At 57.9% G+C, this 24,913-nt stretch carries 18 protein-coding genes and 1 pseudogene; 5 read left to right on the top strand and 14 right to left on the bottom strand.

The window, feature by feature from the left end; translation table 11 throughout:
• Window positions 1–383: 383 nt before the first annotated feature.
• The 7 genes from CK219_RS29560 to CK219_RS29530 form a co-directional block, all read right to left on the bottom strand.
• Complete coding sequence (locus tag CK219_RS29560) at window positions 384–950, bottom strand: hypothetical protein (RefSeq protein WP_063169418.1); 567 nt, start codon at window positions 948–950, stop codon at window positions 384–386.
• 24 nt (window positions 951–974) lie between these two features.
• Entirely contained in the window at window positions 975–2,948 is a 1,974-nt protein-coding gene (locus CK219_RS29555) for a DUF3732 domain-containing protein (RefSeq protein WP_063169419.1), read from the bottom strand.
• A complete protein-coding gene (locus tag CK219_RS29550; RefSeq protein WP_063169420.1) occupies window positions 2,949–3,461 on the bottom strand; it encodes a three component ABC system middle component in 513 nt (170 codons plus the stop codon). It lies immediately after the preceding gene.
• Window positions 3,458–4,624 (bottom strand): ABC-three component system protein, encoded by a 1,167-nt coding sequence (locus CK219_RS29545; RefSeq protein ID WP_063169421.1) that lies wholly within the window; start codon window positions 4,622–4,624, stop codon window positions 3,458–3,460. The genes CK219_RS29550 and CK219_RS29545 overlap by 4 nt, the downstream gene beginning before the upstream one ends.
• A 323-nt stretch (window positions 4,625–4,947) precedes the next feature.
• On the bottom strand, window positions 4,948–8,421 hold the full coding sequence (locus tag CK219_RS29540; RefSeq protein WP_063169422.1) for an AAA family ATPase: 3,474 nt from the start codon (window positions 8,419–8,421) through the stop codon (window positions 4,948–4,950).
• On the bottom strand, window positions 8,418–9,677 hold the full coding sequence (locus CK219_RS29535) for a DNA repair exonuclease (protein ID WP_063169423.1): 1,260 nt from the start codon (window positions 9,675–9,677) through the stop codon (window positions 8,418–8,420). The genes CK219_RS29540 and CK219_RS29535 overlap by 4 nt, the downstream gene beginning before the upstream one ends.
• Window positions 9,678–9,748: 71 nt before the next feature.
• Entirely contained in the window at window positions 9,749–15,334 is a 5,586-nt protein-coding gene (locus CK219_RS29530) for a DUF3320 domain-containing protein (protein WP_063169424.1), read from the bottom strand.
• Between the two features lie 636 nt (window positions 15,335–15,970).
• On the opposite strand from CK219_RS29530, the gene CK219_RS29525 reads away from it, so the two are divergent.
• Complete coding sequence (locus CK219_RS29525) at window positions 15,971–16,384, top strand: MucR family transcriptional regulator (RefSeq protein ID WP_082826711.1); 414 nt, start codon at window positions 15,971–15,973, stop codon at window positions 16,382–16,384.
• 34 nt (window positions 16,385–16,418) lie between these two features.
• The gene (locus tag CK219_RS29520) at window positions 16,419–17,249 is read left to right on the top strand and encodes a thermonuclease family protein (RefSeq protein WP_127224212.1); all 831 of its coding nucleotides are present in this window, start codon (window positions 16,419–16,421) and stop codon (window positions 17,247–17,249) included.
• A 13-nt stretch (window positions 17,250–17,262) separates the two neighbouring features.
• Here the strand turns inward: CK219_RS29520 and CK219_RS29515 are convergent, their stop codons facing one another.
• The 6 genes from CK219_RS29515 to CK219_RS29490 all read right to left on the bottom strand — a co-directional run bounded on the left by CK219_RS29515 (window position 17,263) and on the right by CK219_RS29490 (window position 23,709).
• A complete protein-coding gene (locus CK219_RS29515; protein ID WP_095770037.1) occupies window positions 17,263–18,408 on the bottom strand; it encodes a DUF4236 domain-containing protein in 1,146 nt (381 codons plus the stop codon).
• 50 nt (window positions 18,409–18,458) lie between these two features.
• Complete coding sequence (locus tag CK219_RS29510) at window positions 18,459–19,508, bottom strand: hypothetical protein (RefSeq protein WP_082826712.1); 1,050 nt, start codon at window positions 19,506–19,508, stop codon at window positions 18,459–18,461.
• Window positions 19,505–20,821 (bottom strand): hypothetical protein, encoded by a 1,317-nt coding sequence (locus CK219_RS29505; RefSeq protein WP_063169428.1) that lies wholly within the window; start codon window positions 20,819–20,821, stop codon window positions 19,505–19,507. Before CK219_RS29505 ends, CK219_RS29510 begins: the two co-directional genes overlap by 4 nt.
• Entirely contained in the window at window positions 20,821–21,639 is an 819-nt protein-coding gene (locus tag CK219_RS29500; RefSeq protein ID WP_063169429.1) for a hypothetical protein, read from the bottom strand. The genes CK219_RS29505 and CK219_RS29500 overlap by 1 nt, the downstream gene beginning before the upstream one ends.
• Window positions 21,632–23,071 carry a hypothetical protein gene (locus CK219_RS29495; protein ID WP_063169430.1) on the bottom strand — a complete coding sequence of 480 codons (1,440 nt, stop codon included), beginning with the start codon at window positions 23,069–23,071 and terminating at the stop codon, window positions 21,632–21,634. The genes CK219_RS29500 and CK219_RS29495 overlap by 8 nt, the downstream gene beginning before the upstream one ends.
• A 197-nt stretch (window positions 23,072–23,268) precedes the next feature.
• A complete protein-coding gene (locus CK219_RS29490) occupies window positions 23,269–23,709 on the bottom strand; it encodes a hypothetical protein (RefSeq protein WP_126066778.1) in 441 nt (146 codons plus the stop codon).
• Between the two features lie 129 nt (window positions 23,710–23,838).
• Here CK219_RS29490 and CK219_RS32765 point away from each other — a divergent pair, with 129 nt between their 5' ends.
• Genes CK219_RS32765 through CK219_RS29475 form a run of 3 tightly spaced genes read left to right on the top strand, consistent with a single transcriptional unit; the run spans window position 23,839 to window position 24,578 of the window.
• A complete protein-coding gene (locus CK219_RS32765) occupies window positions 23,839–23,973 on the top strand; it encodes a YHYH domain-containing protein (protein ID WP_199489651.1) in 135 nt (44 codons plus the stop codon).
• A 28-nt stretch (window positions 23,974–24,001) separates the two neighbouring features.
• Window positions 24,002–24,241, top strand: a complete 240-nt coding sequence (locus tag CK219_RS29480) for a hypothetical protein (protein WP_082826591.1) — start codon at window positions 24,002–24,004, stop codon at window positions 24,239–24,241.
• A 52-nt stretch (window positions 24,242–24,293) separates the two neighbouring features.
• On the top strand, window positions 24,294–24,578 hold the full coding sequence (locus CK219_RS29475) for a DUF6804 family protein (RefSeq protein ID WP_063169433.1): 285 nt from the start codon (window positions 24,294–24,296) through the stop codon (window positions 24,576–24,578).
• 203 nt (window positions 24,579–24,781) lie between these two features.
• Here the strand turns inward: CK219_RS29475 and CK219_RS29470 are convergent.
• Window positions 24,782–24,913, bottom strand: a pseudogene (locus CK219_RS29470) (IS481 family transposase); the annotation flags it as partial.

Below are 24,913 nucleotides of genomic sequence, written 5' to 3'. Positions count from 1 at the left end.
CAATCACCTGATGCCAATCCAGAATTAATCGTCATTAAGGGCATTGGTAAACTCAGTCTGAAACCCCACCCTTAGCCAGAAAACTCTCCTGTTTTCAATCGCATAGCCCGCCCGCCAGCAACCGATAATTCGGGACCGGTAAACCCGTGAAAGGCCCAATAATTCCGGACGTCACACCAGTCTGCCCTTTTATGCGACTTTTCGAGCACAGACCGGGAACATCTGACCGTTTCCATTCATCGCCCAAGGCCGGTTTAGCGCTGGAAAAGCCAAAGTGCGGGAGTAAGAATGGCCGCAACGGGGCCGGAAGCCGTCGGTCAGCTTTCGGGGAGTGATCCCGGTAAGTTCGCAACTCATTCGCTTCTTTTCTGCAGTCCCCGCCATTACGAGTTGGCGGTGTCGGTCGCCGAGGGGATCAACGCCATTACTGCGGCTAGTTCGGCCCTCCGGACGAGGAATGGCATGCGCGTCGTCCCATAGTGCTTGGCAAGATGGAAGCGGTGCATGCCTCCTACGATGTGAACTTGGCCTTGGTACTCGCCGAGCAAAGGCGGTGTGACACCGCGGCCATGCAGCCATCGGTAGGCGATCCCACAGCTCTTGCTCTTGTAACGTTGATGCCAAGGACCCTTGTCCCTGCTGGCGGCGTAGGTAAGCCTGCCGCCAACGTCAGTGACATCAGCGTCGATAAGAATGAAATCCGTCGAAGCGTGGTCGCTGGGATCATCGCCGTCGAACGCGAGATAGAAGTTTGCAGGATCGCAGTCCCATATCGCAGTCAGTGCAACCGGAATGTTCTTTCTTCCTTTGCACCAGATGTCGACCTTGCGTTTCTCCTGAGCGCGGGCGACCTCGAAGGCTTCGTCTAGTTTTCCTTCCGCGACATCCATGGCTGTGATGACGTTCAAGCCAAGGGCCGTCAGACGGTTGATCTCGTCCACGTTCGCCATGCCTTCTCCTCTGGCAGCAGATTATTATCCACCGTTGGAAGATGCGGCGGCAATCCAAGCCTGAGGCACGAGGGCCTGTCCACGCCATTCCTCAATCAACTTGACTCCGGGAAGCTTGCCCCAGACGTCCTCATCTGCATGATCCAGCACGATGATCTGGAGGCGACCTTTCGCGGCCATGACCTCAGCGCCTAGGAGCGCAAAGACCTTCCTGACGGCGACCACGTCCTGATCCCTCCACGCGATGAGGTCGGGGCCCTCGTCGCCCGCCGCCCGCTTAGGAAAATAGACTTGGCTAGGTTGGTCGAAGATCAGCTGACCAGGGACTGGGTGATGAGGTTCGGCCAGGAAGTAGTGCTGCAGCGCAAGCATTAGTGCGACGTGATACGCGAGCCAATTGGCGCCGCTGCCAATCTCCCACAGGTAGTCCTCACGCGTTCCCCTAGTCACCTTGACGGTCAGGTCTTCAATCAACAGCCTAATCGGGGCCTCGGGCCACTCCGCGTCAAGCTGCGGAATCAGCCGATTGGCATGATGGGAGACTTGGTGCAACGCGTTGAATAGCTTGCGCTGGATGTCGGCCTCGGAGATCGTCTTTTGCAGCGTTGCAATATCGGCCTGCAGCGAGGTGAGTTCCTGCCGCAAATCCGACGACTGGTCGGCGCGGTCGTAGACGTGCAACGCCTGCTCCAATCGACCGAGGAAGCGCTCAAGCCTATCGAAGCGATTGGCCTCGTCTCGGGCGACGTCAGAGTCCCGTTCCAGCACCGCTATCTCGCTACGGACATCGTTCAACTCAGATAGGACCGCTTCAGCGGCGCCGCGCTGGCGCAGGATTTCCTTGTCAAGCGTGTTAGACATCGCAGGGTGGGTCCGCAGTCGGATCTCCAGACCGCCGAGGTTGTCGCAAAGGGCCAAGACCTTCTCGCGGCCGCCGTCCCCGAGTGCGACCAACGGATCGGCGAACTCGTCGGCCAAGTCCCTCAGCCACGTGGAAAGGTCCAAGCGGTCACGTTGGATGCGCATGGCGTCGCCGTACGCCTCGCTGCTCTCCACCAGACGGCGCAGTTCGTTCAGGCGCTGACGATGCTCGGTAAGTCGCGCGGCGATTTCAGTTTCCGACGCACGAAGGGTTTCCAGACGCGTCAGCACCACATCGATGCCGGCCAGGCTTGGTCGAGCAAGACTTGAGTTGCTGTTCGACACGCGCCGAAGCAGGTCAACAACGTCACTCCAGTCCTTCGGCACTTCAGTGGAGGAATCGACTAGGCCAAGTTCGACTGCCTGACGCAGCCACGCCTCCGCCTCCGCCCGCCAAGCGCCAGTTGCCGACACGATCGCGCGTAGCTCAGCCTCCTTCCGGCGGAGGTTGCGCTGGAGCCGATCGATCTCAAACCGCGCCTGGAGAATCTTTGCCGTGACCGCGCCCAGAACGTACGGGAAGATGGTCTTTAGCTTCTCCCGGTGTTCCGTCGTATCGGCCTTGAAAAACATCACGTCGGGATTGGCGATCACGTTCTGAGGTTGGAACGTGAAGGCCATGAGGTCGCGGAAGCTTGGCCTTTGCTTGAATCCATTCTCTGTACCTGGTTCGAAGTCGAGGTCAGTCAGTCCTGCCAGGCGGTTCATCGCGCGCTTGACCGTGTCGACATTGGTGGTCTTGTCGGTGATCGTCTCCGGAATTTCGACCTGTGCGCCCTCCAGCAGCACCATGTCGCCTGTGCTCTGTTGGTCCCCCGGTTCGCGTCGCGCCAAGAGCTTTTCGCCCTCCAGCGTCTCGATCAGAATGCCGAACCAGCTGCAGTTCTCGCGGATTACGCCCACCGGAATCGCGCATTTCTCCGAGCCCAGACAGTAATCAACAATAGGGATAACGGCGGACTTCCCGGTCTTCGACGCGCCGCTGATGACGTTGACGACACCGGGCTCGAACTTGACGACCCGCGGCGCTGCACCATTGCGGGGCCAAAGGATCAGTTTTCGAAGCTGGAAATACATCTAGAACTCCACCCGTAACAGGTTGGCCACCTGCGCGGTCCCCAGGTTCGAAAACCAGAAACCCAATTTCTCCGAGGCAGGTCCGAGGTGCTTGACGCGCTCTGGAAGGACGAGCCTCCTCGGTTTCGGTTCTGGTACGTTTGCTCTTAAAGTAGCATCCTTGTAATCCACGGACAGCAGCCGCCCGCTCACACCGACAGCGGCCGATTGCAATGTCAGAGTACGCAGCAGCAGCGCTCGCTCGTGGACGGCGAGGAGTTGTTCCCGTTCCTTCCCGAGCTTGGCCGCGAAGAGCGCCAGTCCAGAGGGTCGGTTTGTCGAAGTCACGATTTCGAGCGTTGCGCGATGCAGGACGATTGGCAGCACGAGAAACGCCAAGGCGAACGGCGCTGGACGTTCGTCCTCAGCCTGGAAACCTTGGCCAAATTGCCACAATGCGAAAGCCCCAAGTCCTGGATTCTGGACAAGGGCGAGGTCGCTGAGCGGTAGGTGCGATCGGCCAGCCTCAATCAAGTCGCTGGCTCCAAAAGAGTCTGGTAGTCGGGATGCCAGCCGAGGCGCAGGCCGTGGGCAAGGGCGTTGAATGATCCGTGGACGAAATGACCGGGGACGACTCGACCATCGAGTGGAGGCTGCAACTGCGCGCAGCGCCTGTAAACTATTCTACCACGAACCGTTGCGGGGTGTCCGGCCTGTATGTCGTGCACCTCTGCACTGACGTGCTCATAGCGACCGACAAGATCATCGTCCCAGTCACTTAGGTTCTTCTCAAAGATTAGCCCGCTTTCGCCCCAGATCGAGATGTCGGCGAGCGTCCTAAGGTAATCGCTAACAGCCCGGACGCACGCTTCGTCTCCCACCTCGATCAGCTCGAGTTGGCGGACGAAGGCGGGACGGTCGGCGATCAATTGTTCGATGGCCTCGACAGGCGGTTGCTTGGTGAAAGACGACAGCAGCCCTGGAAGGTTGTTCTTCTGAACAAATGCTCTTTGCTCGGCCTGAAACGCGTCCACGTCCAAGATGGCGGGCTTGCCAGCTCTAATCAGCCTGTCCGCCGCCTCCTTCGCAGCGCCGATCGCGCGTTCGCACACTAGGTCGATGATGAGCGGAGAGACCGTCGGCTTGAAGATCGCGCGTATCGGATCGACGGGATCTGCATCGACGCTGATAACGGCGAGATTCTTGACCAAGGCGGCGCAATGAGCCGCATCAGCGTTCAGGAAAGCTTGGACGTCGGCGTCGCATGCCGGTGCAGCTTTCAGCTTGCTGTGGGCTTTGGCGAGGTTAGCGACCAGCGCCTCCACGTCGGCATCTGTTTTCGCGTCGTTCAGCGCGATCGCGAAGGCACCCGCCTTCACCGGTGTGACATATAGCCGGAAATGGCTGGTCGCCGGGTCGATCTCTCCCGCCGCCATGAAGCTGAGCCAGTTGGCCAGAGACTTCCACAGGTCCGCAGCCCAGTCGGATATCGGATTTTGCTTCAGTGCGCTCTTGCTTTGCTCAAGAACGACTTCGCCGCCGACCAGGTGAACCGCCACATCGTCTAAATGTTCAAGAGAGACCAAGGCGCCGCTAGGCGCGTTGAGCAGGTGAAAGCAAAGGCGTACAGGTTGAAGCGCATAGCCGAGGTATTGGCCAGCGGCGCTGTGTTTTCCCGTTTGCGTCTTCGCGTTCATTGCCCATCCCGTTCTCCCGAGTCGCACCGGAAGAAGCCAGTAACGATATTGGTATAGTTCGCCGTTGTTTACAATTGGCGCCCCGGCGATAGGACGGCTAGGCGCGATACAATTGCTGTTTAGGGCCAGCTCTCGAAGTCCAGATTCGGCAGGACAATGAATTTGCAGGACGTCCATTATGGGCACATCGGGGCCGTCTATGGCTCGGGCGATATGTCCGCTTTTGGACGAACGCGAAGTTTGCCGGAACGTCTGACTTTGGGCGCATACTTGCCGTCAAATTCGGCGTCCTTCACTGGTTCGTTCACGTATTCCGGAGAAAATTACTGTGCGAGTTGATGGATCCTCGTTCCCGGTACGACAGCCTCAGCTATTTCACATAGATGCTTATGGTGCGTCAGGTAGATGACCTGACCTGTGTTTGCCATCGCTCCGAACAGCCTGAAAACCTCCTCCGAGCGAATATGGTCGAACGTCTCCATGATGTCGTCGGCGACGAATGGGACCGAGGGCCGAAATTGCGCGAACTCGTAATAACCGGCGAGTCTTAGGGCAAGGTACAGCTGAAATCGTGCACCCTTTGAAAGCGCTTCGGTGACCTTGGATTGCCCGTCACCCTGCACAGCAATGAGAACCTCACCACCTCTTACAGGCTGGGTTGTCAGCCCCGAATACTGGCCACGCGTCATTAGCTTGAACGCGTCTGATGCGCGCGCCATCATGCCGGAGCGATGGCTCTCACGGTAGATCCGCAAAGCATTGCCAGCCGACATGATGCCAAGCTTCAGCTCTATGTAGCGAACGGCCTTCTCCTCGATTTCCAGCAGGGTTGTGCGCCGTTCAGCATCCAGGCGTGCAACCGCACTATCACCGCCGATGGCGTCCAGCTTGTCGGCCGCGCGCGTCTGCCGGATCAGCTGTTGCTGGATGGTTTCATCGAACAGGCGAAGCCGCTGCTCACCCTCAGCCTTCTCGACCGCGAGGCCGTCGAAATCGATCGCGTCCAGGATCGAGCGGGCCTGCTCGAATCCGTCGACCGCGAGCTCCGCCACTATCCGTTCCTCAAGTTCGGCGACGGTGGTGCGCAAGCCATCGCGCTCACGCAACAGCTCATCGCGTTCGACTACCTCGGGCAGAGTGGCGACACCAAAGACGCCCAGCACCTCGTTCTTGCGGCGTTCGTGTGCCAAAATCTCAGTGTCGAGGATGTCGCGCGCCTCCTTGAGGCGCTTCAGGTCGTTGCCGAGGCTTGCCTTCGTTTCACGTGTCCGCTCGGCACGCTCTAGGCGCTCGGCAAGGCGGATGGCCAACTGCTCCGGGTCGGTATCCTTCGTCGGCTCGTCGGCTTCAACCGCAACGGCGATGACCTCGACCAGAAAATTGGCCCTGTCGGCCTCCATCTTGTCGATACGCAGCTGCAGGTCGTCCCGTTCCTGCAGGCTTCTTGAAAGTTCGGCCAATTGATCGAGCACAGTGCCGACGCCGGATGCGGAGAGCCCGCTTTCGAGCCAAGTTCCCTTGAGTGCTTCGGTAATGCCGGCCAGCCATTCCTCCTCGCGACGCTCCGCCACACCTACTGCAACCCGTCGTGCCGCTAGATCCTCTTCTTTGGAGCTCACCATTCTGAGCGCCTCGGCATACTCGGCGTCCACCTTGCGCTGCCGATCCAGAAACGGCTCCGCGATGGCCATGATTGCTTCGAGGGTGTCGTTGGACTCTGATACAATGCCGACGCTTCCCAGCACTGCTCTCATTTCCAAGCGTATCTGCTCGCCGGCGTCAGCGGCTCGCTCGGCCTTCAAGCGAGCAAGTTCGATCTGCTCCCAGGCAGCGAGCGCATCGCTGCGCGCCTCGATCTGATCCTCGATCCTTTCGATCAGGCGCTCAGACGAAGGTTCCACGGCGTCTCCGAGCAGGTCCCTGGCGGCCGCGCGGATTTCCAACAATTGGGTATCCACATCCTTGCCGAGCTGTGTGCGTTGGATGCCGTTGCGTGACAGGTTGGCCGCGGCCTCGGCCAGCTCGCGCGTAGTTGCCCGGATCTCAGCCAGATCCGCCGCGCCGGCCAGCCGGCCTGCGCTGGCAATGTCATCGCGCGCCAATGCCACGGCGAAGTCGTCAGCGGTGTCACCGGTCAGCGCTGCGCGGTGCGTTGCCCACGCATCATCGCGAACTCGGCGGATGGCGGTAGCCGCTTCATCGTCGACAATGTCGCCCGAGGCACGAAGGGCATCCAATCGTGCGGCGAGCATGGCATGGTTGCCCTCGTATTCAGCAAGGCGTTCGGCAAGTACGGCGGTGTTCCTTGCCAGTTCTGACGCTACCGTCTTCCAGGCGGCAATCTGCCCGGCGCTCGGAACCGCGACGTTGGCGAGAGCGAGGGCATCTCCGTTCCATGGACGCAAGCGCGCGAGCGCCGCCTTCCATCGGATTGTTCCCGCATCTTCCGCCTCGCGAGCCGTCCTAATCTCTGCCTGGTGTCCGCTTGCTCGCGCTTTCGACAAAGCCGAGCCCAGCCTTGCCCTGGCAGGTTCGGGCACCGCCCTTTCCTCGCCGACCCGCTGCCTTGCCACCTGCAGCGCATCGAGTGCCGCCGCGGCTTCGTCGCGAGCGGCACGCATCCCGGTAGCAATCCCGGACCTCTGCTCGACCATGGCGCGAACGACGCCAACGGTGACGGCAGGCAGAAGCAGCGCGCCAGGATCCGCCTCGGAAGATCGGCCCAAGGCGGCAAGGCAGCTCGCCACGCTGTTGTTGAGGATTTGCAGCTCCATCCTGCGAGTGGGCAAGTCAAAGCCAGCCGCGGTATGGCGCACCTTGCTCTCCGCCAGCCCGCGAATGCGTTCGGAAATCGACAGGATCGGTTCGTCCTCGTCGACCGCAGTGACTTTTTCCGCCAGGCGCTCGGTCTCGTCGATGTTTGCGGACAGCCGCGTTCTGAGGCTGGCATCGTCATCGATCAGTTCGGTGACACTTCCCGTCGATGTCCGGGCTGGGGAGGCGATGTCCGGCAGCTGATCCAGCCGGGCAATCTTGCGCCGGATATCCGCCAGCATCGGCGCAGCACGCACGTAACGAGCAAAGGTATCCAGCCTGGCCACCAGCACCGCCCGATCGCTGATGGTTCGGCCGTACTGCTGCGCTGCATCGAGACGTTCGGCCTCCAGGCCCTCGTAGGTTGATGCAAGGGTGTCGATCGCATCCCTGCGCGACTTTACGTCAACAAGGCGCTTCTTCAACAGCGCCAGTTCGGTTCCATGCGCCTGCTTCCGATACAGAGCGTCTGCTTCGGCCTCGAGGGCGTTCAACGTATCACTTGCGTTCCCAAGACCGGCGCTGGCCGTGAACAGAAGCTTGCCGAGGTCGCCCCGCGACTCCAGGATAGATTTTCCGCCGGCTTCCAACGTCTCGTCATCGAGTGAGAACATCGTCGTGTAGGCGTCGCGCGACAGACCGGCGAGATGCGCCGTGATCGCCACCTCGCTTACCGGTTGGCCCGTCGCATTCAATAGCGAATTACTGCGCTGTTTCGTACGCGTGAACGTGTGTTCGGAGCCGGCCAGTTCCAGCACCCCGCCGATGCGCATGGCACTGTACTCGTGCAGGAAGTTGTAGCGGCTCCGTTCCTCGATGCCGAACAGCAAGTCTAGATAGGCCGAAAGCGCAGTCGATTTGCCGGCCTCATTCAGGCCAAACACGATATGCAGATCAGGTCCGGATTCCGGTTTGGGTCCGAAGTCGATCGAACGATCGGTGAACTTTCCATAACGAATGAGGTCAAGGCGCCGCAACCTCATGACGATCCACCGGCCTTAAGGCGGGCAGTCACCAAGTCCGCGCCCTTGGAAAGCACCTGATCGAGGAACTGTTCCAGCCCGGCTTCGTCCGTCCCAGCAAAATCCCGCCCGTCGGCCGGAAGGTCGGCGACCATCTTTTGGACGAACGCCCTCGCCTCAGCGCGGAAGGCCTCCGAGGTGGCATCGGCACGCATTGATTGCTCGAGTTCGAAAATCGGATCAGCAATATCCTCGGCGGTCTCCGTCCGAGGCGGCGCGAGGTCAAGCTCGAGCTTCTCCACCCACGTATGGCCTAGCTGTTCCGCAGCCTGTTCGGCTTCGGCAAGAAGGAGGTCCCTGTCGCGGATCAGCGCCCACATCAGTGGTGACGTTCCTGTCAGGCCAATGCGAGCCACAGCATGACGCGATCGGACGGTTGCCCGCATCTCTTCGAGTGCGAAGCGAACACGCGCGACGGCCTCGGGCCACTCCACCGCTCCGGTAAGGTCGACGCTCACCCGTTCGAACTGCGCAACGCTGGTCAGCCGTTCCTCGATCTCCACCGAACGGTCGTGGCGCACCGTCACCAGGGTGACTGATTTCTCACCGGCCTCGTTGATATCCCTCCCCTGCGGTATTCCCGGCATCACCACGGCACTGGCGCCAGGATGGACTTGGCGAGCATGGATGTGGCCGAGGGCCCAATAGTCGAAACCGTGGGCGTGCAAGTCAGCGATGCTGCAGGGCGCGTAAACGTCGTGACCTGGCGATCCAGCCAGACTGGTATGCATGATGCCTATGTTGACGGCCCCTTCACGAGCCGCCGGATATTTGGTTAACAGGCTGTCCGGCGCCTTAGGGTTCGCAAAGCTCAAACCATGGAATACGACGTCCAGACCGCCGGCTGTCTGCAATACCGACTGAGCACGACCACCAAAGATGGTAACGGTGTCGGGAAATACCAGCTGTTTGGAAATCCGCGACAGGGCGTCATGATTACCGCGGATCTTGAAAACCATGATGCCGGCCTGGTGCAGGCGTGTCATCTGCGCGCCCAAGAACCGCGCTGTCTTCATTGAAGTCTGGTCGCCATCGTATAGGTCGCCAGCAATGACCAACGCGGCCACACGTTCCTCAAGGCAGAGATCCACTATCGAAACGAATGCCTGGCGGCTGGCGTCGCCCACCAGCCCGGCAAGATCGGGATTTCGCATCGCCAGCGAACGAAGCGGCGAGTCGAGATGAATATCGGCCGTGTGTACGAATCGAAATGCCATTCGGCCTCCGCCAGCAAAAGAGGTGTTCCGAGCTTCGACAGAAATTGCAACGAGGGCGCTGCAGCGCCCCGTTACACTTCAGCTAATTTCTCGCTCGCGGATTCGCCGGCCACCAACAAGCCGTCTTGGGACCGTAACACTCCTTTGGCAACCAAATCGGCGACCCCAGCTGAAATCAGCTGCCTTAATTGTGCGCTTGTGGCTTTGAAGCCCAGCATCCTGGCAACGCCTGTGGCGATTTCTTCCTCTGTCGCACCGAGGTTGGATTTCACGACTTCCATAGCGCCTTGGGCGACCTCGTCCTGCGCAATCATTTCGGGCTTGCGCAATCCAGCGGACACGACCCCACTGCGATCCCTGAGACGAACAGGAACACCTGGCTTGAAGCAGAAGTTGCCTCGACGGGCTACTGAACCACCTCTCTGTGCTATGCTTACCCCCCGCTCGATTGCATCCTGAATCCTGCCACCGGCCCGCTGCAGACCCCAGGCGTCCCGAATACGCGAAACTATTTCGTCGACATGGATTGGCGTTTCTGTAGCCACGACCTGCTCGACCAGTCCGGCCATGATTCCGCTGGGCGTCTCGTGGAGTTCGAACGATCCCGGTCGCTTTAGTTCGGCCTCTTCGTAGGCTCGATTGGGTGTCTCGGATCCGTTTGTGCTTTCGAGACCGATTTCCGTCACGTTGCCTCGGTCGACCGTAACAACCTGCACGGCTACAGCTCGATTTCTCTGGACCCCCAATTCGGCCCGCTCATCGAGTTCTTTTCTGGCGGCCTCAATCGCTAGTATGGTTCGCTCCAGCTGCTCACGAGGCCGTTGGAACCAGTCAGCGCTCCAGATGCGATGGATGATCCAACCATGGTCTTCCAGAACCGACTGCCGAAGCCGGTCTCGATCTCTGGCCGAGCGAGATGAGTGATATTCTGCGCCATCGCATTCGATGCCAAGAATATAGCGGCCTGGCCTCTCTGGATCCGCAACTGCGAGGTCGATGAAGAAGCCGGCAATGCCCACTTGAGCATGAACCTGATAACCCATTTCGATCAGCGCGTTGGCTACCTGTTCTACAAAGATTGAATCCATTTCGCGAACCGTGACTTGGGCAAGCGAAATTCGCCCTGTTCTCGCGTAGTGCAAGAAGAGCTTGAAGGCGAAGATGCCTTTCCCTTTGCCACGCTCCAGGTCGATGTCCTCGTCTGTGATGGACGCGAATACTTCGCAGCTGCGCTTGGCGCGGCTTATGAGGACGTTGAGCCGACGCTCGCCGCCTTCCGCGCCAAGAGGGCCGAAACGCATGGCCATGTATCCCTGGGCATTCTTGGCATACCCCACCGAGATCATGATCACGTCGCGCTCATCGCCTTGAACATTTTCGAGGTTCTTGACGAAGAATGGCTCGCTTGGATGAGCGTGAAAGAATTCCTCGGTGTCGGGATTTAGTCGCCGCAGCGCTTCGAGTTCATCCTGGATCGCGCGGCGTTGGCTAACCGAAAATGTTGCAACGCCTAGAGTCTCTTGCGGGTTCACCTTCGCATGACGGATGATCGCCTCCGCTACTGCTCTCGCCTCTACCGGATTGGTTCCTGTGCCGCCGGAATCGAAGACCCCCTCCGGCACATGATGAAACCGCAACCCCATACCTGCCTCTTGGGTATAAGGGCTTGGCACGATGAAAAGCCGGTTCTCGTAGAACTGGCTGTTCGATACTGCGATTAGAGATTGGTGACGGCTACGGTAGTGCCAGCGCAGCATACGCTGCGGCAAGCCGCGGGCCGTGAACAGGCCGAGGATGCTTTCAATGTCGGCGACCTGCGCGCCCTCACCCTCGTCATCTTCAGACTGCGAGCCTGTCATCTTCGCGAAGAATGTCGTGGGTGGCAGTTGGCGTTCGTCGCCAACGACGACCACCTGACTGGCCCTGGCGACCGAGCCAAGTGCGTCCACGGGCTGGATCTGAGACGCCTCGTCCATCACGAGCAGATCGAAGGACATCCGGCCGGGCGACAGGAATTGCGCCACCGAAAGCGGGCTCATCATGAACACTGGCTTCAGCGCCTGGATGGCAGGGCCTGCCTTCTGCATCAATTGCCGGATGGGCATGTGGCCTCGTCTGCGCGCCATCTCAGAACGAAGCAGTCCGACAGGTCCAGCTCCGCCGTCTCTTGAAGGAATTTTCCGGTGATGAGCCGTTACAACTTCGATGGCGCCGGCCTTGATGCGCTGGCGGTCCAGATCTGCGAAGTCACGTACAGCCCTGGAATGCAGTTCCCCGTCGAACCTTGCCAGCTCCGGCTCATCGGTCGCCATCGCCAGAAACATTCGTTCGTAGTAGGCCATATCAAAAACTGATCGAGCCGATCCTGTTGTAATCTGGCCGTTGGCTAGGCCGTCTATCAACTGTCCCAGTCCAGCCTTTCGGGCCGTTTCGGATCGCTCTTCATAGGCAACCCATTTCGAGAGCTGCTCCTGATGATCGAGCCAACCCTGCAGCCGAGAAACGACCTCGCCTATCGCGACGTCCGGAAAATCGACTACTCCAAACAAGGAGGGAGCATCGGCTTTCAAATCCCCTGTAAGCGCCTTCAATTCCCGCGCTGCCGCTTGGGCCGCTTCACGTGCTGAACGTGCCGAGTTTGCGATCTCGATTCTTTCAGGCAACCGCGCAGCCAGATGTCGGATCGAGCCATTTTCTTTCAGCCAAAGCTCGGCTTGCGTGAGAGCGGCCCAATCGGATCCTCGACCGTGCCACGACGAGCCGAATACGAACTTGCCAAGGCTCTCTCCCGCATCGATCCCTTGAGCAAGTGCTTGTAGTCTGCCTAGTCGGCGCAGTAGCTCCACCCGCTCAGTGATTAGATCCGGAACGTCAGTCAGAACCTGTCGTGACGCATCATCGGCTTGAGCTACAGTGCTCGCCTTCGCTTCCATCAGTTGCAGCGAGGCCCGCTCGGCGGAAGCCACGTCGCCTAGCATGGATGACGCGAGGTGCCCGAGATCGTTCCAGAAACCTTCGATAATTGGCCGACCGATTTCGATAACCTTGCGAACGCGCGCTGCACGCGCACCGGCCTCGGAGCGTTCCGCCATCCGGCCGGCGATAATCCGAGGTTCGGGGCCTAGCCCTCGTAGAGTCCGCATCCACTCCACTAGCGCGAGCAGTGGCGCGGAAGCCGATCGCTCCCCACGCCAATCTGCCCCGAAGGCGGAACGGCCAAAAGCGTCGCCTTCGCGGACTCTTGCTGCGGCAGCCTGACCCTTCATCAAAAGGTCGAGGAGACCAACTATCTGCGTCGCAGGCGCGCTAGGGTCGACCACAATAGTCCGCGCAAGTGCTGTGGCGCGACGGTAGTCGCCGTTCAATGCTTTCAATATTCCCGTGTGTGTGGCGAGCGCCTGCCGCGCCGCGGCCACCTCGGTGCTCCACGCCGCGTCAACAACCTTGCCCTGAAGGTCGGCTCTGGCAGCCTCAAGCGTCGCTACGCTGTCGGCAAGGTCGCCTGCCTGCTCAAGTCCGGAGTCCCAAACGGTGGCTGCGAAGGCCTCCGGACTTGCGTCAGGTGCTGCCGCTACTCGCTCGCCGGTCACGGCCAGCCTGAGCAAGCCTGCCAACGTGTCTGGCAATATCGCCGATCCGAGTTCCTGATTCAGGCGCTCAGCTTCTTCCCTCAAGCGTGGGAGCAGAATGGTGAGCTGTCGCGCACGATGGAAACCATCTTTCGGAAATTCCGAGGGAAGCTTTGCAAGCTCTGTCTCGAGACCTTCAATTGGCGTGTCGATAGCCGTTGCCGCCAACTGCTCCGAAAGTTCCTCGGACTTGCGGGCGAAATCCGTTCCTGACCAGAGAAGCGATGAAATGTCTTTCGGACGCTCATCCCATACCGGCGAGACGAGCGCCTCGGCAGGAAGTCCAGGCGCGGACGCGAGAAGCTCAGCGCGATCTTCTATCTCGCCGCTGTCGCTGAGAATTTTCGGAGGCTCGGCCTTGATCCGCTCAGCGATACCGACCAGTTTGGCGTGCAGTGCCTTGGCTTGGTCCAGCAACGCCGCGATGCGTGGGACGAGCCTCTCAATGGTCGTTGGAAGAACGACATCCAGGCCAACTCCCCGCCACGGGTGGTGGATCGGCAAGCCGATCTCGTTGATCCGCTGAGAGACCTCATCGAGCAATTTGCGACGTTGCGAAACGCCGTCAGTTGTCCAGCTTGTGGCATCCGTAAGTTCGATGTCCACTGGTTTCTGACCGACCTGCCTTAGTCGGGTTAGCTGGCCGAGAACCTGATAAGGAGTGAGTTCGGACGCTCCGAACGCAACGTGCATTCGTGCAGCATGTGCGTTGAGTTTATCGCGAGCCTCCAGCAAGCGATCAGTTAGGGAAGAAGGAAGCTGGCCCCTGGGCGATCCGAGTTGCCAGGTTCGCCGCAGCTCCTCTAGCATCATGCGCTTGTTCGCCTTGTTACTATGCAGCTCAAGGCAGGCGTCCCCCACCCCAGCAGTGTCAAGCCGTCGCTTGACGACCTCCAGCGCTGCCATCTTTTCGGCCACGAACAGCACGGTCTTTCCGTCGGCAACGGCCGACCCAATAATGTTTGCGATCGTCTGCGATTTTCCTGTCCCAGGCGGACCTTGGATAACGAGGTCGCGACCTTTTCTGACGTCATGGATCGCCAGTGTCTGAGAACTGTCACTGTCGACGATATGCAACATTTCGGCGGGCGCAATGTGCGGATCAATCGCTATGTCGTCCGACATAAGCGGCTCGCGTGTTTCGAAACCATCTGAAAGAAGCGAGCGGATCTTCGGTTGTTCGATAATCTTTGCGCCATCGGGCCAGAGATCCGGATCCAGATCACGGTACATCAAGAACTTCGCAAACGAGAAGAAGCCGAGCACCATATCGTCGCGAAGCACCTCCCAACCCTCTTTGGTCGAAATTGCTTCGGCAACGGCATCGAGATAGGCCGAGACGTCGAAGTCATCTCCCACCTCAAAACGCGGCAGAGCGAGCTTGTGAATGCGGTCGAGATAGAGTTCCAAGGAGAGGTTTGCGGTAAGATCTTCCGGCCGGGCTCGTAGGCGGAATTTTTCTCCAGCGGCCCCTCGCTCAAGCCGAACCGGCACCAAAATGAGGGGGGCCTGACGGATGTTCTCTTTGTTGTTCGGGTCAATCCACTTCAGCATTCCAAGGGCCAGAAAGAGGATATTGACGCCCTGCTCTTCCTCGAGTGTGCGGGCATCATGGTAGAGATCAAGGAGCCGCCGCTGCAGCCCAGTTGGGGTCATACGCGTCTGCAGCTTGGTGTCCGAGTGCCGCGCGGATATCCCTCTGTTATCGACTCCATCGTCCTCTGGTTGGGCGAGAGCGACGGGGGAATAGTCGATCTCTTCGTCTGGAGGGCTGCTTTCATCCTGGCCCGCTTTCGGCCTATCGGGCTTGCCGGCCAGGAAGGTAAAAGCCTTTCCTTCGGTCACCAGCAATCGATAAATTTCGGACGACTTCTCATCGACGATATCGATCGTCTTCGCGCTCTTGGAAAACCGCGGCACATTCAAAAGTCGATTGCGGGCGGAAAGATCGAGCAACTCCATCCTGGCGCGCTCGAGTTTCTCCTTTAGAGGGAGATCGCTTTGGAAGACTGACTGTTTTACGTCCAAGACTTACATCCCCTTTGAAAGGAGAACCAGCTAGAGCCCGCGTAGAGCGTTCGCGCAAGAAAAAACAGCCGTGTTCAATTAGAAACGACTGCGATCACTTCTGGACACCGTCCAATATTGCGACGTGTGATATGGGTCAGAGCCTGCATTCTTGGCCCCCTTTGCCTAGTCGCTATCCGACGAGGATTCTCGCTCCCTGCCCCCGTATTTAGCCGCCTCCACAATGTCTTTTTCTGACACAGAGAGTCCGTTGCGGACCCGAATGGCTCCCGCACTTGGAACGCGGTCCAATTCAGATCCAGTCTTTGCCTTATCCTTCTGGGGCTTAACCTCCGGCGGCGGGTCTTTCGAAAATGTCATGCGTAGGTCCTACTCGTCCAAATCTAAATGCATCCGCCTGTGAGCCTCAAGCCGCTTTCCTGGTCATACAAAGAAAACGCCGCGCCCAATCAATCCACCGTCTCTCGTGGTTCCGCATTCTGATTGGCGCTTTAACATTCATCACTATTAGCGCCTGGCATTTAGTATCCTCCCTCTACTGGTTTTTTTAGCCGATAAGTAATAGATCGGGATTTCACTGCAGAAGTCCGGAGCCATGAAGTGACTGACGAAATCCAAAATACGGCCACCGCGCTGATGGAGCTTACCGCCGATATCGTTGCGGCTTATGTGAGCAAGAATTCAGTGCCGGTCTCCTCATTGCCGGACCTTATTGCCAGCATCAATTCGTCATTAGCGCGTATCGGCCAGCCGTCCGAACCGGAAAAACCCGACCAAGTTCCCGCGGTCAACCCCAAGCGCTCAGTCACTCCAGACTACATCGTCTGCCTCGAAGACGGCAAAAAGTTCAAGTCCCTCAAGAGACACTTGAACACGCATTTTGGACTGACGCCCGACGCCTATCGCCAAAAATGGGGCCTCTCCAACGATTACCCCATGGTCGCGCCTAACTATTCAGCCAATCGCTCCAGATTGGCAAAATCGATTGGCCTCGGTCGCACAGCAGCCGCGCCCAAGAAAGCAGCAGCCAAGAAGTCAAAGACGCGCTAGCAAAACATTTGGCAGCTTCGCAAAGGATCGAAAATTGAATCGCGATCGCTATTCCCATCGCCGCAGCTCGCGGCCAAGACGCGGCCGGGTTTCAATTATGCGCAAGCGTTTCTTTTCACATAAATCATTAGCCGCGATCCTGGTGATCACGCTAGCAGTGGGCGCTTATGTCACCTCCTACTTTACAGGGTGGGGCAACCAGATCGCGGGACCCAATACAGCAAGCGCACTCGGGTCAAAACCGAAGCCTATCGTCGGCGTAGCGTCCATCGTTGACGGGGACACGATCGAGATCCACGGACAGCGTATTCGTTTCAATGGCATCGACGCACCTGAAAGCAGCCAAAACTGCAGCGACGCAAGCGGGCAAGAATACCCATGCGGCCGCAAATCCGCAGAAGCACTGGACATCTTCCTCAGTCAATCCCGACCCATCCAGTGCAACTTTGTTTCGTGGGATCGTTACAACCGCTTCGTTGGTGATTGTCAGCGGGCGGACGGTGCTAGCATTGCGTCTTGGATGGTCGAACAGGGTTATGCCCTGGATTGGCCTCGATACAGCCATGGTAGTTACGCGTCACAACAGGCAGATGCCCAAAGGGCCAAGATTGGCATCTGGGTTGGCACTTTCACAGCCCCTTGGGATTGGCGAGCAACACATGCAGCCAACAATAAACCCGGTAATGACACATCCTACGGCCTTACAGGCCGTCGCCAAATAGCTCAGAGCTATTCGTGTCAACCGCGTCGCTATTGTAAGCAAATCTCCTCATGCGATGAGGCGCGCTGGTATCTCAATAACTGTAGCTGGGGACCCAAATTGGACCGGGACGGCGACGGAATTCCGTGCGAAGGCATTTGCTGACCAAGCCAATTCCTTAGCGCGCTTTCAGCAAGCCGGACTGGCCACCAGCGTTTCGGTGCATTTGCGCGAGTGCCAATAGAGCCTGGCAAAAGGGCTGGCTGACGTTTGTCTTGGAAAATTCCACCAGCTCGTTGAGCCCGGATGGGCTAGAAAACCGCAAGGCTTCGTAGCGACAGACAGGGATCTGCCGATTATCTCTGAAGCGTTTGTCGGGTCCGCCATTCTTATTGGGATGAGCCCAGGTATAGCTCACGATCTCAGCATCAGATGGAACTTTGCCGGTCTCAATAAAATTGCTGGGGGCAAATTGCGTCCTGAGGTCTCCATACCCAACGGCACCGTACTGGTTTCCGTCCTTCACCAAAATCATGTCTGGCATGAAATAAAGGATTTGCCGGCCGACGTGTATCGACGGTGGTGTGACATTGCTGCGAACAACCGTCGGCAAGGAAGCTTGGAGCGTCGTCGACTTTTTATCGACCAACATCGTGGCTCCCGCATTGCGCTTCCAAGTCGTCAGATCCTCTATCTTGCCACCAGCCGCGACATGCCAACTCGCCGCGCAGCGTGTGAGCGTGTCAAAGGCGGCGACAAGTCGCCCGTAGGCCGCCTCCGCGTCCTGCTCCAAATCATAGTAGAGCACGCTCACCCGGCGGTAGCTGTCCAACCAGTTGCCAATAAGCATGCCCGGCAAAAAGGCAGCAATACCGATCAGCGCCACCCCACCTCCCAGCATTGCGCCTGCGATCAATCCGGCGATCCCAAACAGCACGGCCAGGATGAGCGACATTCGCGTCTGCGATTGCCTCGCATTGATTTCATCAAGCACATTGGCAAATGTCTCATCACGCATCTCGATCACATCGGCGGACTCGATTTCTCTCATCACGACGCCACCGCTGACATATTCCACGGGTGAGGATGTTGGATGGGGCTTTGGCCCAGATGGGAATTCAGACAGTTGCAGCGTCTGCTTGGCGCTGCGCTTTCCCAAAGTGCCTCGGTAGTAGAGACCGCCGACGCCTGCATGAATATAATGCCCTCGTGGGCCAGTCCCGATACGAAGACCTTGCACGCCAACGGACGCGCCAACCCCGCCAGACGAGAAGTTAAAGCGGAAAGGTCCCGCACTAATCGATTTTCGAACGTAAAACCCCATCCCCGCAATCCCCCCCAAGCCCTGTGAGCGAAACCCAAGGGCAGTTCGCCTCACAACTTTGGTACCGGAACCAGTCCAATATCTGTCTCTCGCGAACGTTGCCTGACCCTGATCTCAATTCGCCTCCTCGCCTTGACGTCGCCGGCCTGTGCGCCGTCGGTGAGCCGGTCGCCAGGCAATATCAACTGGCCGCCGGACATTGGCAGGATGGTGAAGCCTTTCAGTTCCGGCATATCGCGCAGGATGCCTGTGACGGAGATCGCTCGCGCTAATCCAAGCCCGGCATTGTCGGCAGGATGGAGTGTGCCAATGTCCATCTTGCGCGCCAGTACGGGCTGAAGGCCTCTGTCCATATTCGATGAGTCACCGGACATCGCCTGCTCGTCCGTGTGGCCAATCACCTCAATGACGTCCACACCATAGGAAGTTGCAATTCCAGCAATGGTCTTCGACATCTGCCGCAACTTCGTTTTGAAGCCACCGGAAAGCTCCGCACTTCCAGTATCGAAATTATAGCCATCGAGCTCGCTAAGACTGATGATCGGTGGCCAATCGTGTGGCTTGTCAGCAGAGGCCTCGTTCCTTGCCTTCTTCAGTGCGTCAGCAAGATCCTTGGACGTCTTGCCCGTGCCAACGTAGCCGAGCTCGCGCAGAACCTTCATCTTCTCGATCATGGCTTTGGCCTGATCAACGTCGACGTCGTTGTCAGAGAGGACTTTGGCGGCCGGCGCGCTTTTCACCGCTTCCTCAAGGGTCAGTCCCACTTTTTTGATTGCCTCTGCGGCCTCTTTGGCCCGGACCAATTCACGCCATTCTTGATCTGGTACATTGCGTCGACTTGCAGGCTTGACCATGGCATTCAGCTGAGCCAGCAACCGCTTGTTTTCCTCGTCAAGCTTGCGAGCGTTCTCATTGAGGGACTGCGCAATCTTCTGCGCTGCCGCAGCCTCTTTCTTTGTCTTGGCGATGAGCGCGCCTGCAGCAAGCAAAAGGCAGAAAACGAGAAGCAGCATCGTCTCAGCCATCGTCAGGCCGAGTATCAGGCCGCGGCCATAGCCCTTGCGCTCAAACGTAATGGCTGTTCCGCTAACCTCACTCACCTGCCCCACCAACTTGCTCTCTTTGGCGGTTCACCCTTCTCCACCTCCGCCGGACTGCTTAACGATCGGAAGGTGTCGCCCTCCGTGTCATCCGAAACCTTGATTGGCGTCTCCACAGGGGAGGCAACAGTGGAAGGTGCCGCCACTCGCTCGACATCGTTCGCTATCGCATTGCTCAGAGGCTGGGGAGTGCGCACGGCCGGGAGGCTATGTTGTGTAAGGGTTGCGACGAGGCCGCGTGTTTCATTGCTGTGTTTCTGCATCACAGCCATGAACTCCTCAGTCAAACGCTGCTGCGCTTGGACAGTTTCTGCGGTCTTTTCTGCGGCCGCTGCCGCTCTCTCCACTCCAGTCGCCACCTTGATCACTGCGTCGGCAAGACCGGTCATCCGCGTTTGCTGCTCTTGCGAGGCTGTTTCGGTTTTTATCGCATATTGTGCGACAGCATTACCCAGGAGCTTGACCATCGGCGCCAGATCGTTCTTCAGCACCTCATCAGGAACAACCACCTTTTCCAGCTTGGCAGCCATATTGTCGGCTTGATTACCGAGCTTTCCAACAGAGTTGGACATCGAGCTGTTGGCTTTATCCAGCAAATCCGCTGCAGCTCCAACGCGGTTCGCTATCGAAGCAAACTGGGTTTCGACTTGCCCGAAATTGTGCTGCAACGCGTCACTGAGCTTGGCAGACGCCTCTTGGACAGGCTTGATCGATTCCATGGCAATATTGTCCAGGGCAGATCGAATGTGCTCCCCATTGCGTGCCGCTTGCTCGGCAATCTCTGCAAAGCCCTCTTCGAGCATTTGATGGCTGACACGACGAAAGTCGGCGAACTCCCTGGTTACGCTTTCCATCTCGGCTCTTACACGCCGTGTCATGTCGGCAAGTTCGTGCCTCGCCGTTCGCTCAATGTCCGCGGGATCGCGCCGCATCTGATTGTAGAAAACCCTCAGAGCAATACCGGTGATCGTCGACGTGATCGCGATGCCAAAATTTTGGACGATCGTGTCGGTTGAGCCTTCCGTTCCAAACTGAAACAGCGAGACCCCAAGGCTCGTCAGGGTGAACAGGAAGCCCATATAGTAGAGGTTATCGCCGGTCTGCTCGTCGTGCAGTTGTAGCTTTCCAGCAAAGATCGAAACCCCGAGATAGAAAAACATCAGGCAGGCCGGTGCTACCGCCGCGACGATCGGATTTACGCCTGAGAGTTTTGCAATGGCGATGAATACACACCCGCCGAGTGTCAATGCCGCGAAAACCACGACCGGCAGACGTGGATGATCCAGCAAAGGTTTGTCGTGCGCTCTCGCCATCAGTTTAACCCATCCAAGCCAACCAGCTTTTCGAACTCGCCGTGATGGTTCTGGACCCAATGTGTCCAGAACTCCGCGTGATCCAGGGTCTGAAATGGCTTCTTTGCCCGATCGATATAAAGAATTGTGATGCCCACCCCATCCAGCGACGTCCCATATGTGCGGTCGGCGGCGCTGTTGAGGTATTTTTGGTAATCCAGTCCCGATCGGTACTGCGAGTAAATCGTCGTATGCTCGATCATGTCAGAGGCGACCACCAATCGCTTGGGACTGCCCTGTTTGGCCAAGCTGCTATCGAAGAGCGACAGCTTGATTTTCTGAATTCCAGCCATGATCGGAGATTGGCTCGCGGAAGCCGCATTCGGGATTTCATCGGGAAGTTTGTTCAAAGGATCGCCGAAGGCGTTTTCCCACTTCTTTTGACGCCGCGCAGGATTGTTGGTCCAACTATCGACGGTCGACCCATCACCGGGATTGCATCCATCGAACATCACCGTCAGCTCACCAGGCGCCGAGCTCAGGGTATAAATCCTCACATACCCACCCGGCTCGACCTGCCCAATGGTCTTTCGGAACTCGTTCTTGAGATCAGCCATCGTCGTTGCCGAAATTGGATCAGTGGCGTCGATGAGGACGGCGGTCAGGCTGGAGGGTCCGTCCAATGGGCAATTCGTGTTGGCGTCGATATGGCCATTGCCAGACCTGGTCCACATCCAGCCGAAGCCGGCCAACATCGCAACGGATAGCACACCAAGGGCAATGGCCGCGGCAATGGTACCCGCATTGCCTTTCTTGCGTCTGCGGGTTCGCCTAGACATTCACGCTGTCCGGGTGAAGCTTATCAAGATCTCGGTACTGCTCAATTCCCCGTTCGCATTCCTGACCAATCAGACGAACCTGCTCGTTGAGTTCCTCCTGCGCCTGGCGAATTGATGCGCCAACATCTCCCTCATTCCACTCCCGCTCGCCGGTGACGTATGGCTTGATGCGATCAAGTTTGTAGGGCGTTCCGAAATGCTTGGGCGCCGGCTCGGTCCTCGCCTGGATGTTGGCTTCCCGATACATCGACAAAAGCTGATTGCAGGCTCGCTCCAATTGGTCTTGATGCTGCGCAAAAAGAGCCAGAAGCCTCGATCGATGATCGACAATCGCGCGGTGCTCGCGCCGGCGACTACCAAGCTGCTTGACGATTTCCTCCACTTTTTCGTTGTGGTCGTCGCGGACATCCTGCAGCTCTTCGATCAGTTCCTTCTTTCGATCGATGTAGTCATCGCGCCGTCGAACGAGCCGATTTTCAACGCCAGTGTAGCCTGGGTAAGGGTCGAGCACGAACCAGCCGTCGATAAAAGCGAAAAGCGAAAACATCAGGCCGATCGCAAACAGCAACCAGGACTTGATGTCCGTGAGACCCGCTGGATTGGCGAGCATATTACGGATGACCTCAGCGCCGGCGCCGTCAGCGAGCGAGCCGCTGACCTCACGGTAGTGCGCTAGCGCCAAGTTTATCGAAATCGCCAAGCCGATATAGAAAAGGATTGAAATGATCCCAACGAATTTTACGAAAAACGACCGATGGGTGACGAGACGAGCGCAGAAAACCGCCAGGAGCAAAGCCGCCCCGATGTTGATGAAAGAGAATGCCGCAGCCTCAAGGATGCCACCAAAAAATCCCTGCTCATTGCCCTTGGCCAGGAAGTTGCCGTTCATCGCTGTCTCGACCAGAAACAGAAATAGCAGAAGCGATAGCCGGAAAATGTGAGCGGCACCGTGCTGCACACGCGCGGCACGAACGAGACCGTGCTTCTCCTTAAACCATGCATGCTCTTTTTCGGCGTCGTTCAGGGCCCTTCTCAGGCCGTGAAGTTCATCGAGGCCCACGGCGACCGAGGCTTTGAAGTCCGAAACGCTAGCGGCATTCGTCTGACGGATTAGACCGAATTGTTCCTCGAAATCGAGGCCGGCAAGACGACCTCCAAGGAGTTGCAGGTTGTCCTCAAGAGTGTGATGCGCAGCCTTCTTCTCATCCTCAACGCGTTCCACGATGGCATGTTCGACATCGTCGAGATTCTTTGCCGTTTTCGGGGGTTGGTTCACCTCGCCGCGCTGCTTTCCGCGGTTAATGACATCCAGGTCGCCGTCGATCTTGGCAGGGTCCAGGCTGTTGAATAGCTGAGTGCTCGCCCGAAAATCGTGGTTGGATTCTCGCAGTGAGTCACGCAACTTATTTAGTTTTTCGAATTTAGAGCCCACGCACTCACAACCCCAACTTTACGCCCCCCGGCAGAGTGGTTTCTATGCATAGTAGAGCTAAAGGGCAACCGCACATTCACTTCTATCCACTTGCTAGTGCGGATCAGGCTCAATTGAGTTCCAACAAATGATCATGGCTGCTGATCAACTGGTTGATCGGCCGCGACTAGTCATGTCATGAGCCGTGCTGCGATGCTCTAAGGACAGAGTGCTACGAGCGGGTTCGCGACTGGGAAATTATCCACAGTCGTATACGTGTACTGGATCTCACCGCCCAGGCGAACGAAGGCAGATAGTTCCTCCGCACGACAGACATAGTTTTTGGTCATTTCATCGATCTTCTGGACATAGACCGGCCGCGAGACGCCAGCAGCCAACAATTTGGCGTCTACTTCCGCATCGGTCTGAGCCCAGGTGGCGTTGAAAACGATCCTTGGCCCGATTGCGATGATGCTCCGAACGGAGATGTTCGAACTGATCAGCATGGGCAATGCTGGAGCCATTTCGGTTTGCATTTTTTTTGCGTAGGCGCAGACGTCGGTCTTGGTGTACTTCGAGAGGCATTCATTTGCCGTCGCCACCCTTGGCCATGTCAGCAGGATCGCCAACGGGACGTGCATCAATCGCAATCCATCCAAAGTATTCTCCTCGCCCGATCTTGGCCTGCACAGAGGAGCATCTATCCTATTTGTGTTCACAGTGCCACGAGCAGCTTGTGCCCGACCGGCAATAGTGCTCTGTCTGAAATACTTTGGGAGGGCAATAAAATGAAAACAACATTTCTCGCGGCTATGGCCGCTGCAATAATCGCTTGCGCGACCGGCGCGTTTGCACACAGTGGCGGCACTGATGCCAACGGTTGCCATACCAACCATAAGACCGGCGCGTATCACTGTCACTGAAGGTCACGCCTTTCTGAGGGACACAAACATGCTGAAGAACATCATGTCAGCTCCGCTGGGCCTCCTCTTCATGCTGGGCGGGCCGATCACCTACGTGATGAATGTCGTCGACACATGGCAGGGCCATGCATCAGTGGTCGTAAAAATCCTGATTAACTTGAGCCTGGATGCGATGTTGGCGTTCATTTGGCCGATCACTTGGGCAATCTGGCTTTTCAAATATATGGCGGGCGCCGAAACTCCACTAACAACCGTGCTGGGCGTTTGAGGATCAAGTTTGCTGAAAATAATGCTTTTCGACGCCGGCCGGAACGGTCCGGTTGGTCTGCATCTGTGTAGCTATTGCCTCGCTGCTGGCGGTAGCGCCATGGCCGTACGGCTATTACCAATTCCTCCGCGTGGTGGTCTTTTTCGCCGGGATCTACTGCGGAGCCATGGTGTGGCGATCAGGCCCTGAAAATCGCACCCTGGCTTGGGCGCTGTTTGGAGCGGCAGCGATCTTCAACCCGTTCATGCCGGTTCATTTGCCGCGCGAGCTGTGGGCAATCTTCAACGTCGCAGCGGCTACTCTGTTCGGCTTTGTCGCATACCGGCACCGGAATTAAGCCGATAATCTGAGATGGCCAAGAGTGGACCTGAGACGCCGAAGGTCAAGGCGCGCCCGAGGGTCACCGTGTCACAGCCGTTGGCGCTTTATGCGGGAGATCTCCTCGAGCGGACGAAGGAGTACTTCGAGGCTTTCAACCATCTAGGCTCGGAGTCGGAAAAGGCGCATCTTTTTGCCCGTTATTTTCTATTTTCGCATGCCCTAGATGTGGAGCTTCAACAGGTTGTCCTCGATCAGGGCGAGGCGACTGATAGGCGTTTTTGACTTTAGGCTGCCATGTGGACGATGCCAATTGTATCTGTGCAGCCAGACAGGCAGTTCGGCGGCACGATG

The sequence above is a fragment of the Mesorhizobium sp. WSM4313 genome, from assembly GCF_002294725.1.
Classification (GTDB): Bacteria; Pseudomonadota; Alphaproteobacteria; order Rhizobiales; family Rhizobiaceae; genus Mesorhizobium.
The sequence above is the reverse complement of the archived record's forward strand: the minus strand, read 5'-3'. Positions and strand labels throughout refer to the sequence as shown.